The 12,243-nt window shown below is 64.7% G+C and carries 13 protein-coding genes and 1 pseudogene; 6 read left to right on the top strand and 8 right to left on the bottom strand.

The genetic code is table 11. From position 1 onward, the window contains the following. Nucleotides 1-23 precede the first annotated feature (23 nt). On the top strand, nucleotides 24-797 hold the full coding sequence (locus OEIGOIKO_RS17115; RefSeq protein WP_125054791.1) for a GntR family transcriptional regulator: 774 nt from the start codon (nucleotides 24-26) through the stop codon (nucleotides 795-797). Nucleotides 798-922: 125 nt separating this feature from the next. On the opposite strand, the gene OEIGOIKO_RS17110 is transcribed toward OEIGOIKO_RS17115, so the two are convergent. Together OEIGOIKO_RS17110 and OEIGOIKO_RS43525 are read right to left on the bottom strand one after the other, a co-directional pair. Next, a complete protein-coding gene (locus OEIGOIKO_RS17110) occupies nucleotides 923-2,170 on the bottom strand; it encodes an amidohydrolase family protein (RefSeq protein ID WP_246177381.1) in 1,248 nt (415 codons plus the stop codon). A gap of 581 nt (nucleotides 2,171-2,751) precedes the next feature. After that, nucleotides 2,752-2,892 carry a hypothetical protein gene (locus tag OEIGOIKO_RS43525; protein ID WP_170251738.1) on the bottom strand — a complete coding sequence of 47 codons (141 nt, stop codon included), beginning with the start codon at nucleotides 2,890-2,892 and terminating at the stop codon, nucleotides 2,752-2,754. 17 nt (nucleotides 2,893-2,909) lie between these two features. On the opposite strand from OEIGOIKO_RS43525, the gene OEIGOIKO_RS17100 reads away from it, so the two are divergent. The 3 genes from OEIGOIKO_RS17100 (at nucleotide 2,910) to OEIGOIKO_RS17090 (ending at nucleotide 4,399) form a co-directional block, all read left to right on the top strand. Further along, on the top strand, nucleotides 2,910-3,260 hold the full coding sequence (locus OEIGOIKO_RS17100) for a hypothetical protein (RefSeq protein ID WP_125054790.1): 351 nt from the start codon (nucleotides 2,910-2,912) through the stop codon (nucleotides 3,258-3,260). Further along, nucleotides 3,257-3,499 carry a DUF7848 domain-containing protein gene (locus OEIGOIKO_RS17095; RefSeq protein WP_125054789.1) on the top strand — a complete coding sequence of 81 codons (243 nt, stop codon included), beginning with the start codon at nucleotides 3,257-3,259 and terminating at the stop codon, nucleotides 3,497-3,499. The genes OEIGOIKO_RS17100 and OEIGOIKO_RS17095 overlap by 4 nt, the downstream gene beginning before the upstream one ends. Nucleotides 3,500-3,829: 330 nt before the next feature. Beyond that, nucleotides 3,830-4,399, top strand: coding sequence for a hypothetical protein (locus OEIGOIKO_RS17090; protein ID WP_125054788.1), 570 nt, complete (start codon nucleotides 3,830-3,832; stop codon nucleotides 4,397-4,399). Nucleotides 4,400-4,446: 47 nt separating this feature from the next. Here the strand turns inward: OEIGOIKO_RS17090 and OEIGOIKO_RS17085 are convergent, their stop codons facing one another. The 3 genes and pseudogenes from OEIGOIKO_RS17085 to OEIGOIKO_RS42805 form a co-directional block, all read right to left on the bottom strand. Beyond that, entirely contained in the window at nucleotides 4,447-5,058 is a 612-nt protein-coding gene (locus OEIGOIKO_RS17085) for a hypothetical protein (RefSeq protein WP_125054787.1), read from the bottom strand. After that, the gene (locus tag OEIGOIKO_RS42810) at nucleotides 5,055-5,564 is read right to left on the bottom strand and encodes a hypothetical protein (protein WP_246178288.1); all 510 of its coding nucleotides are present in this window, start codon (nucleotides 5,562-5,564) and stop codon (nucleotides 5,055-5,057) included. Before OEIGOIKO_RS42810 ends, OEIGOIKO_RS17085 begins: the two co-directional genes overlap by 4 nt. A gap of 45 nt (nucleotides 5,565-5,609) precedes the next feature. Beyond that, nucleotides 5,610-5,882 (bottom strand): annotated as a pseudogene (locus OEIGOIKO_RS42805) (nucleotidyltransferase family protein); the annotation flags it as partial. Between OEIGOIKO_RS42805 and OEIGOIKO_RS42800 the strand changes: the two are divergent. Beyond that, nucleotides 5,799-6,056: a hypothetical protein gene (locus OEIGOIKO_RS42800; RefSeq protein ID WP_246178286.1), complete on the top strand. Its 258-nt coding sequence runs from the start codon at nucleotides 5,799-5,801 to the stop codon at nucleotides 6,054-6,056. The pseudogene OEIGOIKO_RS42805 and the gene OEIGOIKO_RS42800 sit on opposite strands and share 84 nt — an antisense overlap. On the opposite strand, the gene OEIGOIKO_RS17075 is transcribed toward OEIGOIKO_RS42800, so the two are convergent. The 3 genes from OEIGOIKO_RS17075 to OEIGOIKO_RS17065 all read right to left on the bottom strand — a co-directional run bounded on the left by OEIGOIKO_RS17075 (nucleotide 6,042) and on the right by OEIGOIKO_RS17065 (nucleotide 10,838). Next, the gene (locus OEIGOIKO_RS17075; RefSeq protein ID WP_125054786.1) at nucleotides 6,042-7,172 is read right to left on the bottom strand and encodes a nucleoid-associated protein; all 1,131 of its coding nucleotides are present in this window, start codon (nucleotides 7,170-7,172) and stop codon (nucleotides 6,042-6,044) included. The genes OEIGOIKO_RS42800 and OEIGOIKO_RS17075 overlap by 15 nt on opposite strands. 1,742 nt (nucleotides 7,173-8,914) lie before the next feature. After that, complete coding sequence (locus OEIGOIKO_RS17070; protein ID WP_125054785.1) at nucleotides 8,915-9,454, bottom strand: hypothetical protein; 540 nt, start codon at nucleotides 9,452-9,454, stop codon at nucleotides 8,915-8,917. Between the two features lie 508 nt (nucleotides 9,455-9,962). Further along, nucleotides 9,963-10,838, bottom strand: a complete 876-nt coding sequence (locus OEIGOIKO_RS17065) for an AraC family transcriptional regulator (protein WP_125054784.1) — start codon at nucleotides 10,836-10,838, stop codon at nucleotides 9,963-9,965. 184 nt (nucleotides 10,839-11,022) lie between these two features. Here OEIGOIKO_RS17065 and OEIGOIKO_RS17060 point away from each other — a divergent pair, with 184 nt between their 5' ends. After that, complete coding sequence (locus tag OEIGOIKO_RS17060; RefSeq protein WP_371858933.1) at nucleotides 11,023-12,138, top strand: M24 family metallopeptidase; 1,116 nt, start codon at nucleotides 11,023-11,025, stop codon at nucleotides 12,136-12,138. Nucleotides 12,139-12,243 lie beyond the last annotated feature (105 nt).

The following is a 12,243-nucleotide window of genomic DNA, read 5'->3' as shown; positions in this document are numbered from 1 at the left end:
GCTTGTGGAGGCGATGAGCCCACATGGCTAACCGGTACGAGCAGATCGCCGCCGACCTGCGTAAGCAGATCGAGGACGGCACTCTTCCAGCCGCTGCACGGTTGCCTTCCGAGAGCGCCCTCGCCCTGCAGCATCGCGTCGGCTTGCCGACCGTGCGGCACGCGCTGAACGTTCTGCAGGCGGAAGGGCTGATCGAGAAGCACCACGGTCGGGGCACTTTCGTCCGAGCAGCGAACCGAAAGATCGAGTACGCGAACGACCGGCACCACCGAGCTGCTCAGCCTCCCGACGTCTCCAGCTCGCCGCAGGAACGTGCTCTCGACGACTCCCCGGAAGTCACCGTGAGCTGCTGTGAGGTTTGGGCCAACGACGAGCTGGCGTCGCGGATGAACGTACAGGTCGAGACGCGACTGCTTGAGCTCGTCTACCGCGGCCGACGCCCGAAGGACGAAACTCCGTACAGCATCGTGCGCTCCTACCTGCTGTACGCGATGGCGCTCCCGGCGCCGGCGGAACTTGCGAGCGCTGCCTCTCCGTGGGGCGACGCCTACGTGAATTGGCTGACCGAGGCCGGCATCGAACTGGACCACGTCGTCGAACGGCTTACGGCCCGGCCACCGAGCGCGCGAGAGGCGGCGGAACTCGGCATCTCTCCCGGCGTGGCAGTGATCGCGATTCAGCGCACGTCGTACGGCGCGAGCGGCACGGTGGTGGAGACGGCTGACTTGTTGATGTCCGGAGACCGCGTGGCGGCGGTGTACTCCACGCCGTGCGCGCGTACGCGTCAACCCTGCTGAGGTATCACCGTTCGAGCGGCCGTACCGGGATCAGCCCCCGGTACGGCCGCTCTGACGATCAGCGGCCCCGGTCCGAGTGCCTATAGCGGTGCCGCCAGGGCGAACCGGCGCCTACCCCTCGGTCGTCACCGCGTCCTGTCGAGGTCCAGGTCGAGCATCCGGATCGCGTTCCCGCGGAGGACCTTGTAAGCCACGTCCGGCGGCATCCCGGCGACGTGCTCCGCGGCCACCTTCTTGGTGTGCGGCCACGTCGAGTCGACATGCGGATAGTCGGTCTCGAAGGTGGCGTTGTCGACGCCGACCGTTTCGATCGACGCGACTCCGTGCTTGTCGCGGAAGAAGCAGCAGAAGATCTGCCGGTAGTAGTAGGTGGAGGGTGGCTCGGGGACCAGATCACGCACCCCGCCCCACGCGCGGTGCTCCTCCCACACGTCGTCGGCGCGCTCCAGGGCGTACGGGATCCACCCCATCTGCCCTTCCGCGTACGCCAGCTTCAGCCGGGGGAACTTCACCAGGACGCCGCTGAAGAGGAAGTCCATCATCGACGCCATGGCGTTGTTGAAAGACAGCGAAGCTTGCACGGCCGGAGGAGCATCCGGTGAGGCGGCCGGCATCTGTGACGACGAGCCGATGTGCATGCACACCACCGTTCCCATCGCCTCGCACTCCGCGAAGAATGGATCCCAGTAACCCGAGTGGATACTCGGCAGCCCCAGGTAGGTGGGGATCTCGCTGAAGGTCACGGCGCGTACCCCTCGGGCAGCGTTACGCCGAATCTCCTGCACCGCCAGGTCGACGTCCCACAAGGGGATCAGACACAGCGGGATCAGCCGCCCGCCGCTGTCCCCGCACCATTCCTCCACCATCCAGTCGTTGTACGCGCGGACGCACGCCAGGCCGACTTCCTTGTCCTGGGACTCGGCGAAGGTCTGGCCGCAGAAGCGGGGGAAGGTCGGGAAGCACAGCGACGCCTCGACGTGGTTGAGGTCCATGTCCGCGAGACGGGCCTTCGGGTCCCAGCAGCCGCGCCGCATCTGCTCCCGGGTAATGCCGTCGAGTGTCATCTCGTCCCGGGAGAACCCGACGGCCGCGATGATGCGCTTGTACGGGAAGAGGTCTCCTTCGTACCGCCACCAGTCCGTCATCTGGCCGGCCGGATCCGTCGTGAACTTGTACTTGCCTCCGATGTACGCCAGCTCGCCGATACCGGCGGTGAACGGCTTCGGCCCGAGATCGCGGTACTTCGCGGGCAGCCAGGTCTCGAAGAGGTGCGCCGGTTCGATCACGTGGTCGTCCACGCTGATCACGCGGGGGATGTCGATGGTCTCGGTGGTGCTGTTCGTGCCCTTCATGCCGTTCGCCTGGCCAGTCATGAGGCCCCTCTCAGCGGTCGCCGCGTCGGCGACGTACCTGACGACCCGTCAGGTCGAGGGTATAGACGTCTTCGCCGGCCAACAAGCCGCCGCCAGCACCGCCTTCTCGGCGAGGGCAAGCCACTGATCGCCACTGTGCGGGTGCCCGATGTCCCGACATAGGCGCAGCCGGCCGCGGGGAGTGAAATCTCGAAGGGGAGTGGCAGAAGCGTCGCCACCGACTATGCTAGTTAACTAGCTTTACGTTGAGTGATTGATCTGCGATGGATCTGCCGCCCGTCACCACCGAGCACCCACGTAAACCCAGCGGCGACCAGCACTCGCGGATCACTCAAGCCGCAAGCTCCATGGCACCTGATCACAGAGACCCCCGCGGCCGCGGCGAACGGCCCGGGGGCGTGGCCAACCTGAGAGTGCAGGTCAACATGCCGCACCGTACCGCTCACTTCATCAAGTCGCTTCTTCAGCGGCTGCTCCCCAGCCAAGGGCGTCATCGCGCCGCCGCCACCCGCCGCCTCCAAGCCGCGCCTCCCGCGCCGACCAGCCGCCGACCCGTCAGACCCATCAGTAATGCCCCGCTACTACGCGGTGAAGACGTGGCCCTCATCCGCCCGTATCTGACCGCGTACGAGGAACAGGAAGAAGAGCGACTCCAGCGGCAACGTCGCCGAGCCCTGTGGCTGGCCGTCCACGGCATCGACGTCGGCCCGTATTGGATCCACGGTGTGCAGGTGGCGACATGAGCACCGCATCAGGGCTGCGCCTGCTCCCATGGTCCGGCCCGAACGGACAACGCTGCTACGTAGCGACGGACGGCACCCCCGGTTTCGTATCGCGCCTGGCAGACAGCATCGAAGAGGCGCAGCTCAACATCGGAGAAGAGCTCCTCGACCACGCCGGCAGGCTGCTGGACGACCCCAAGGCGTCGTCGGGCGAACTCCACTTCCTGGCTCGTCGGCTGCGCGGAGCACTGGTGGACGCGCTACGAGTCGCAGACAGCCGCGGCGCACGAATCGCCGATCGGGACGATGACGACGAGCCCGACGACGACCTTGAGGACTCCGCACGGTCGACTGGGGAGCCGGCATGAGGTCGACCTACCGCTTCACCGAGTGGACGTTGAGCGCCGTCCCGGGCGCGGAGATCCGGTACTACGGGAAGTGCTTGGAATGTTTCGCCCAGTCCACCGACACCGAAGCATCCGACGATGCGCAGCTCTGGTGCCTGAAGCACGCCGGCCTCTCCAGATGCACCAGGTACGAGGTCGTCGCCTTCCAGTACTTCGACGCCCACCCCGCTGACAGCCCCTCCACCGCACAACCCAACTGAGGGCCGACCGGGGGGCCGCCGAGCCAGCACGGGCCTGGCCGCCCCCGGTCCCCAAACCTCTCGGCGTGCCTGCTCGGCGGTCCACCCGCTGAGCGTCGTCACCGAGGCACCACCGGCCGAGGGGCGGCGTCGGCCCAGCCCGGCGTCGGCAGCCCGGTTTCCAGCTGTGTCCCCACTGGAAACCGGGCTGCAGCACGTTGAGCCCCACCCACGCACCTCGACCACCTTCCCCTCCCCAGCCGCAGGCTTACGTCGCCCGACCCCCGCGCGACCCGCCGCACTCATAAACTCCTCAACACGACAACACAAGTTCCGTGTCTGGGGGATGGCTTGGGGACCACTGAGCAGTTCGTGACGATCGCTGCCGTACTCCTGGGCGCGATGAGCTCGTACGTGGCCAACTTCCTCATGGAGCGGAGCCGCAACAGGTACCAGCTCAAGACCCGCTGGGACGACAAGAAGCTCAGCGCCTACGAGACCTACATCGACCGGATGCGAGCCTGCATCTTCCTGGCCGCCCAGCTCTACGAACAACGCGAGGGCATGCGCGAGGCAGAGAAGCCGGAGCAGGAACTGCTCGCCGACGTAGCGGAGGCAGGACGCCTCCGCGGCAGAGCCTTCGAACGCGTCATGCTGCTGGGCGGCGACGACGTCGTAGAGGCAGCCCACGAACTCAACGCCGCAGCCCTAGAGGTCGACTGGCAAGCCGCGGGCAAGACGGCCGGCACCTTGCAGCAGTGGAGAGACCGAAACCGAGCGGTCTTCCGCGCCATCAACGTTTTCCACGAAGCGGCCCGGGAGGATCTGGGCGTCCAGGGAAGCGTCAGCGGCAGCAAGCACCCGGAGCGAGATCTGCTGCTACCGCCGCTGCGGCAGGAAAGGAATAGTTCCCCCCGATGAAGACACATATGTTATTGACATGATCAAGAACGCCGCGGCGGCATAATTTACCGATTCGGAAGGCGGGCTGAGATTGTTCCGGCGCAAATTGCTGTTTGCTGGGCAAGCTTCTTGTAGCCGGTTGCTGTAATGCTCCTCCATGCGGCATAGAACCCCCACGTCAGTAGAAGCCCTATCGCTGTAACCCAGCCCCCTGTGATAATGCGGTCAGGAACTGGGAATCGCCATATCACGAGGTTGGTCGCCACCGTCAGGAAAATACTGTTCACGAACCAGCCGCGACAAATGCGCATTCGTGAACGAGCATAGTCGGACATGGCGATGATGTGGGGGTTGTTGACGATTGCACGTCTGGCTTGATCGTAACTAGCCGATGAGTCAAAATACGATCCTCGGAGGCGCCTGCGAGGTGATCGAAGTAAGAAATCAGACCCTCGGTCAATCATTATTCCGAGCGCATAGGCGAAAGCTAATCCCACCCCTGCGGCTGGCGTTGACGAGAGGATCGGCGCGACTTGTTTCGCGAACTCAAAGCCAACAATGGCAGTCACGAAACCGACCATTGCAGCAAGAGAACCGATGCCGACGACGAGGACTTCGATAAACATCGCTGTGGCAGCTATTGCGCCTAAAGATTCAGGTTTCAAGGAATCACTCATAAAGACACCCCCCATGCCTCCGCCATATCATCAAGCATGGATCCTGGCAGCTCGTCGACCCATCGTCCTTGTAGAAGCATCTTGGCGTTCGTTAGGCGTTCGAAAATGATTAAACTTTCGGGCTGGCTAGCCAAGATGTAGCGCCCATATAGCAGAAAGTGATCACTGTTTGGTCCATAATCTTCGTACGCGCGCTCTAAGTCGAACCTTCGAGCTTCAGTGAACGCAGACAGGCGGTCCGGGTAGGTGGACGGTTCCGGGATCGTCTTCAATAGCACGTCTACCACCTCTTCGGACAGATCCCGTCGCGGTTCGTGCTCGGTAAACGTGCGAAAGTGATGCTCGGCCTCACCGAGAAGTTGGTTACTTAATGCAACATCGGGGTACTGCGCCAAGGCTTCGACCCCCCGTCGGACCTCAAGATCGTAAAGCTCGATCAGAGCAATCAAACGGTACAGCGAGCGTCTGACATCGGATGGTACGGCCGACGCCTCCGCCTTGTACATGAGCTTGTGGGACATCCGTGCCCACAGGTCGGTAGCCTCGGTGCGGATCTGCACTTCGCACTCGTACGGCTCACCGTCTTCACCGCACTGGTCACCGAACGCCACCACCTGGACGTGGAGGCGCGGGTACTGAAGACGATCCTCCTCGCCTACGAGGAGTCGATCATCTTCTGGCTCACCGACTACGGTGAGTGATTCCTTGACCAGGTCAAGGGCAGGGTCGAGTAGTCCCCCATGCTGGACGACTATGCGTACGCCGGCTTTGTCTCTGATTTGCGCCCATGGGTCTGCATAGTCTTTATGCTGGGCCTTGGTTATGAAGCTACTAACTTCTTTGGCGCGGTAAGAAACTTCGCAATTAATTCTTTTTCGTGCAGCCCGTCGACGCAAGTGCGCGGCTGTGAGTTTGGCTGCGATCTCAACGCGAGGACGCTCACGTTGATAGCGAGCGAACGTTGCGTCCATGGCGTTCACGAGTTACTCATTGGCTGATGGTGCGCTCTCGTGGTTCTCGACCTGAGAGTGGTGGCTCGGCTCCCGAGATTGCGAGCGGCGCCGACCTCCAGGTGGTGCATATGCGGTAGCGGTAGTGACCGTGCCTGTGATGGTGACGCTTGTCGTTCCATCACCTTGATCTTCAAGTGCCAGGACTTGCTGATCTCCTATGGCATCTACCGGCGCGACGATGAACACGCCACTTGCGAAGCAAACCCGCATGTTATTCAGTCGAGTTTCCAGGTGGTGAATATCTTTGTCGAAGGTTCGACAGGGAAGTTCTGACTGCTGCAGGTGTTCAATGAAAGCGTCACGGTGTAGTAAGTCTAGGTGGCGCTGCGCAAATTCGACTGGGTCCAAGGACGGTGCAGGGCTCTGAAGCTCTGCAAGTGTGGCCATCACGTAGTTTATTCGGATATCTGGATCCGCTATATAGGAGTTAATCCACTCGGTGGTGACGTCGTGAAAGCGTCGTGTAACTTCTCTTGGTTCGTTTTTCTGTCGACATCCCAGGAACCGCTCAAGAAAAAAGACAGCCATCTTTCCGGAAAGTTGACGATCTGCGGCCCAGCCTTCGATTCTTTCGTCGCCGATGCCGTCTTCCGGGAATAGGGCAACCTTGTGAATCTTGGATTTTTCGGTGAACAGGAGGTCGGCGAGATATTTCATGTCGAACGTACGTAGGCCATCGACGAACGTTTCCGTGGCCTGCATTCCTGTCTCTTGTTCAAGTTTGACAATCAGCAGCGAGAGTTGGTGGCCCAAGTGGGCTTCCGCCACCAGAAGCAAGCCTGCAGAATTCACGCCGGATTGACTATTTCGCAGCAGGTGCACCAGTTCAACTGAAACGTCGACAAGATTGATCTCGCCGGATAAGAAGGAGTGGACGCGATCTGGCAGGGCAGATCTCGAATCGGGGTCTTCGATAACTTCCCGGCCTGTGGCAGCCAGGACGCTGCGCAGGCGAGCTTGGAGGGCGGTGCGCACCGCATCATTAAGATTGCAGGGCGCCTCACTCAGCGGAATGGGCTCGTCGGGATCAGCTCGCTTGCGCTGCGGGACGACGTGCACGATGGCGCGGTCGATAACGAGGTCGCCGAAGTCTGTTCGCAAAGCTACCTACCCGTCGTTGCTGCCCTCTGAGCCTGCTGGCTACGCTGCGTTCCATGCCGCCATCCCCTCGGCTCTAACGAGCCCAGCAACATGTGCTGTCTTATCGTGACACAGCGCGATAGTCCTGAGGAGGGCAGGAAGCGTACCTGTAGCGGCTCATGCTTCCGAGGCGTGCGCAGATCAAGCCATCTTCGAACGTTTGGGCCAATCTCGTGCTGGGGCCTAGGCAGGCGCTTCGAGCTAGCTCCGGCTCAGCGGCATCGAGCACCATAGAGCCGGAGCACCTTCCACGCTTAAGGGATTGGTTTGATGGCTTGTCGGAGCGCGAGCGGCTGATGCGCCGCAGGCCCCGGGCCCAGGTTCCTCGACGTGAGGCCTGCCAGACTGTCAGGTCGAGCTCGCCGCGCCGTTCGCCGCTGGGGTGTCCGGCGCAACTCGTGAACTCAGCAATGCTGTGCTAGCCGTGATAGGGCAGGACACTCTGCGGTGGGTCGGCGCCAGCGCTCTTTGTGGTCTCAGTTGTGGTCTCGGTTGTCCGGTCATCCGCCTTGATTCTTGGGTGTCCACTGAGGGCCGGGAGAGTGGCTGGCTTGAGGTAAGCGGCCGCCGGGGGACGGTCGCAAATTGAGAGCAGACATCTTGTAAAGCGTAGGTCGTCGGTTCGAATCCGACAGGGGGCTCAGGGAGTGGGAAGCCCCAGGTCATCGGTGGTGACCTGGGGCTTTCTGTTGCTACTTGATCCGGCGGCGGCGCCGGTCGCGTGCTGTATCTCCGCCTCGTAGAGCGGGCCGGTCATGGCGGAGAACCTGGACGCGTGGACGCCTGGACGTCTGCTGACCGCTGTGGCGGGGGCCGAGAGCGCCAGGGTGCCCGCTGGCTAGATCGTTTACGCGTGAGGGCCACGACCTCCGCAGGCTCGCGATCGGGTTCGTCGTCCTGCGTGCTGTGGTCAGTCGTCACCGGGACGAGGGCCAGGCGCGCCACGTCGACGGTCACCGCGCGTCGCAGCCGTCCGGCGGTCATCCCGAGAGTCCTGAGGACGGCGAACTTTTGGAGCCATTGCCCGGTCCATAACGAGATGGTGGGGCCGATCACCAGCACCGCGCACATCAGCGGCAGGGACAACAGCAGCGTCATGATGTCCTGGGCGCTCCGGACGGCGGTCGCTTTCGGAGAGTCCGCCGAGGGGGCAGCGAGGCTCGCGCTCAGGAGTACGAGCAGGCAGGCCCAGACCCCCGCCGCGGTGGCGCAGCACGCTGCCGTCGCGCCGATGACCCGTCCCCGGGTAAGCCCGTGTCTCCGACAGGGGGAGGTGGGTGGGGGTGGTGCGAGGGGGAGGGGAGAGATGGCGTGGGCGGAATAGGCGGGGTGGGGTAGGGCCGCGGGCACGGTTTCCTGTCCTCCACGGGGCTCACGGGGCGGTGAACTGTGGGCAGTTCAGGGGATCGCTCCGGAAGGACAGGTGTACGGGGAAGGGCGGGGTGGGGGTGGGAGTGAGATCTGGGGCCGCGGCCAGGCCATTCGTAAGGCGAGTGGCGTGGCCAGGGCTCCCTATACGGCGGAGGGGAGCCGGGATGCTTCTGTCCCGTACCGCAGAATCAAGGTGACGGTGAGCAGTATCGGTGATCCAGACTGCGACCTCGAACGCTTCGGCTTTCGCCTTTCGGGTCGTCATCTGCGACAAGTGCCCCAGCAGGGATGGACATGCCCTGCTGGGGGCGGGTGCGTACTGCCAGAGCTCACTAGTGCTTGATCGGCGGGCAGTAACCGGTCTTGTCGCCGATGGTGTTGATTTCGGCGTTGGACCTGGGGTCGCCCGCGTAGTTGATCTGGTTCGTGCAGCTGACGCCGGGCTTCTTGGGGGTGCCGGGCGGTGTGGCGTTCTTCTTCTTGGGCGTCGGGCAGTGGCCGGTTTCCGCGCCGATGCTGTTGATTTCGGCGTTGGACCTCGGGTCGTCCGCGTAATTGAACTTGTTCGTGCAGCGTTCCCCCGCCCCCTTGGCGGCGCTCGACGACGCGCCATGGGAGGTCTTCTGCGTGGTCTTGGTCGAGGCGGCGGCCGCCTGTCGGCCGCTCTCGGAGGCGGACGACGGTGAAGTGGACGACGGTGAAGTGGACGACGAGGACCCGGACGACGAGGACGCGGACGAGGCCGTCGACGACGAGGGAGCGGCCTTGGTGCCGCCGTCCTGACCGCAGGCGGTGAGCCCGAATGCGGCGGCGGCGATGATCACGGCGGCGGCAGCCTTGCGGACGTGACCCAGTGTGGTGAAGTGCGACATTTTTCTCCCCGTTCGGCGTCGGTTGGTGAGAACAAGACTGTCGGCCCCCCTTATTTTTTGCCGTTGCCCGCCTAACGCTTCGCTAACGTGTGACGCGTGTGGCCCGGGCGGCCCCGGTTGGCCCCGCCTCCGGCGGGCTCCGGGAGGCACTGATGCGGCGATCCCGTCATCCGTTGCGTCAGGGCGAGGGGACTTTGCGGGGTGGGGACCGGGAAGCCGAGGACGTCTTGCTGTACGAGCGGGAGTCCCCCGTAGGGCTGCTCATCAGGGCTGCCCGGATGGAGTCGCCCTTTGCCGAGAATCCGGTGGCTGCGGCCTACTTCCTCTCGGCAGTGCACAGCAACAGCTCGGATGGGCGCTCCCGACCCCGGCGTCGGCCACAGCGTCGGCCCCGGCGTCGAACCCGGTGTTGGTTGGTCCCAGCGCCGCCGACGCATAGAAGATGTGGCCGGCGGGCCGCGCGGGTAGGAAGACGGACGATGTCAGTCGACAGATGGGTGAGGTCGCGTCAGTCGGAGACGGCTACTCGTTCCACTGGAATCCAAAGTGCCGCGTCCGCCTGGTTTCCGTTTTCCGAGAGGCGGGTGCGGAGGATTTCGGGGCCCGGCCTGCTCTGGTACGGGTTGGACGGGAACCACTGCGTGAACACGTCGCGCCACAGGATCTGCAGTGCCTCGGGGAAAGGGCCGGAATTCTCGAAAACCGCCCAGGTGCCCGGCGGGACGACCAGCGTGTCCAGGTCGTCGTCCGGCGCGTCCGCCCGGGTCACCACGGCGTGGTAGTAATCGAGTTCGGTGCCCTCCGCGCGGCTCGGGTCGAGGTCGTCGCACACGGCTACGACGCCTTCCGGCTGCTGGTCGGAGAGCGCGGCGATCCGCTCCGTCGTGTCCTGGCCGATGCTCCGGATGAATTCCGCGATGGCCGGGTTCACCCCTTCATGGACGAGCGGGACGCGCGCTTTCTTGCCTACGACGTGGAACTGTTCCTTCTCCACGATTCGGTATCGCATACTGCTGCTTCCTTCGACAACGAGCCGGAAGGACATCCGGGGCTGCGCATGCAGCGGAGCACCGTACCGCCGGGCCTCGCCCGGACCCACACCGTGTACGGCCCGAAAGGCCCGCGCGAACGCTTCGCCCGAGCCGTATCCGTACCGCACCGCGATGTCCAGCAGCGTCCGGTCCCCGGCGAGCACTTCGGCTCCCGCGACCGTGAGCCGCCGGCGGCGGATGTATTCCGACAGTGGCATCCCGGCGAGTGCGGAGAACATACGGCGGAAGTGATATTCCGACGTCGCGGCGATTCTGGCCAGCTCGGTCGCCTCGATCCGGCGGCGAATGTGCGCCTCGATGTGATCCAGGGCCTCGTTCAGCCGTTCCAGCACTCCGGTCTCCTTCTCTTACGCCTGCGACGGTAGGCAGACTGCATGCTCCCGCACCCGATATCTCGTGCCCGGTTCGGTCGGGTGCGGCGCGTAGGAAGCGAGCCGGGGCCGAGGCGTCAGCTGCGGTATTTCTGTTGCGTGTTGGGCGGGGGCGGGCTCGCGCGTAGCGGCGTAGGTTCGCGCCATGGCGACTTCGATGAGTGCCGAGGGTTACGGACGCCGGTTGACGCGGGCAGCCCGCGCCGCGGAGGACGCGGGGCTGGCGGGGATGATTGTGACGCCTGGACCGTTGATGGTGTGGTTGTGCGGTTACACGCCGGCGCGCTTCAGGGGGCTGATGACCGCGCTGGTCGTCACCGCGCAGGGGCAGCCGCGCTTGCTGGTGCCGGTGGCCGAGGAGGCCGCCGCGGAGCAGGCCGCGGGGGCGGACGCGTTGTCGGTGGCCGCTTGGGCGGAGGGCGCGGACCCGTATGGTCTGCTCGCGAAATGGCTCGGACAGGAGGGGCGTTACGGCGTTTCGGATATGACGTGGGCCCGTGACCTGCTGGCGTTGCAGCGCGCCGCGCCGGGGACCTCGTACCTCGCGGTGACGGAGGCGCTGCCGATGCTGCGTGCGGTCAAGGACACCTTCGAGGTGGAACGGCTGGCGGCCGCGGCGGCGGCCTCGGACGCCGTGTACGAGGCGGTCCTCGGCCTGCGCTTCGCCGGACGGCGGGAAAGTGAAGTCGCGTCGGACGTCGCACGGCTGCTGGCCGAGAACGGCCATGAGGTGGTCGCTTTCGCGGTCGTCGGGTCGGGGGCCAACGGGGCCGATCCGCGGCACGAGGCGGGCGATCGGGTCATCGGCAGCGGGGACATGGTGGTGCTCGATTTCGCCGGCCTGCGGGACGGATACGGCTCCAACACCGGGCGGACCGTGCACGTGGGGCCGCCGTCCCCCGAGGAACGCAAGGTGCACGAAGTCGTACGGGAGGCGCAGCAGGCCGCCTTCGAGGCGGTCCGCCCGGGTGCGGCCTGCCAGGAGATCGATCGGGCGGCCCGGCGGGTCATCAAGGCGGCGGGTTACGGCGAGTATGTCACCCACCGTACGGGCCGGGGGATCGGCGCCCTCACCCACGAGCCGCCGTTCCTGGTCGAGGGCGAACAGCTGCCACTGGTCCCGGGAATGTGTTTCTCGATCGAGCCGGGGATCTACCTTCCTGGACGCTTCGGCGTGCGGATCGGGGACATCGTGACGTGCACGGAGACGGGCGGGCGGTGGCTGAACGCGAGTGACCGGGGGTTGGGGGTGGTGGAGTGAGGGCGTAGCCCTACGGGCCATGGGTCACGGGGCGTGGCCACTGGATTCGGGTCACGGGTCGTGAGCTACGGGATTCGGGTCACGGGTCGTGAGCTGCGGGCTTCG

Source organism: Streptomyces paromomycinus (assembly GCF_003865155.1).
GTDB lineage: Bacteria > Actinomycetota > Actinomycetes > Streptomycetales > Streptomycetaceae > Streptomyces > Streptomyces chrestomyceticus.
This window is presented reverse-complemented; position numbering and strand designations above follow the sequence as displayed.

Bases quoted from the DNA above. Each gene is read 5' to 3' on its own strand.
- OEIGOIKO_RS17115 (WP_125054791.1), top strand. From the start codon at position 24: ATGGCTAACCGGTACGAGCAGATCGCCGCCGACCTGCGTAAGCAGATC.
- OEIGOIKO_RS17110 (WP_246177381.1), bottom strand. From the start codon at position 2,170: ATGACTGGCCAGGCGAACGGCATGAAGGGCACGAACAGCACCACCGAG.
- OEIGOIKO_RS17100 (WP_125054790.1), top strand. From the start codon at position 2,910: ATGAGCACCGCATCAGGGCTGCGCCTGCTCCCATGGTCCGGCCCGAAC.
- OEIGOIKO_RS17095 (WP_125054789.1), top strand. From the start codon at position 3,257: ATGAGGTCGACCTACCGCTTCACCGAGTGGACGTTGAGCGCCGTCCCG.
- OEIGOIKO_RS17085 (WP_125054787.1), bottom strand. From the start codon at position 5,058: ATGAGTGATTCCTTGAAACCTGAATCTTTAGGCGCAATAGCTGCCACA.
- OEIGOIKO_RS42810 (WP_246178288.1), bottom strand. From the start codon at position 5,564: ATGTACAAGGCGGAGGCGTCGGCCGTACCATCCGATGTCAGACGCTCG.
- OEIGOIKO_RS42800 (WP_246178286.1), top strand. From the start codon at position 5,799: ATGCTGGACGACTATGCGTACGCCGGCTTTGTCTCTGATTTGCGCCCA.
- OEIGOIKO_RS17070 (WP_125054785.1), bottom strand. From the start codon at position 9,454: ATGTCGCACTTCACCACACTGGGTCACGTCCGCAAGGCTGCCGCCGCC.
- OEIGOIKO_RS17060 (WP_371858933.1), top strand. From the start codon at position 11,023: ATGGCGACTTCGATGAGTGCCGAGGGTTACGGACGCCGGTTGACGCGG.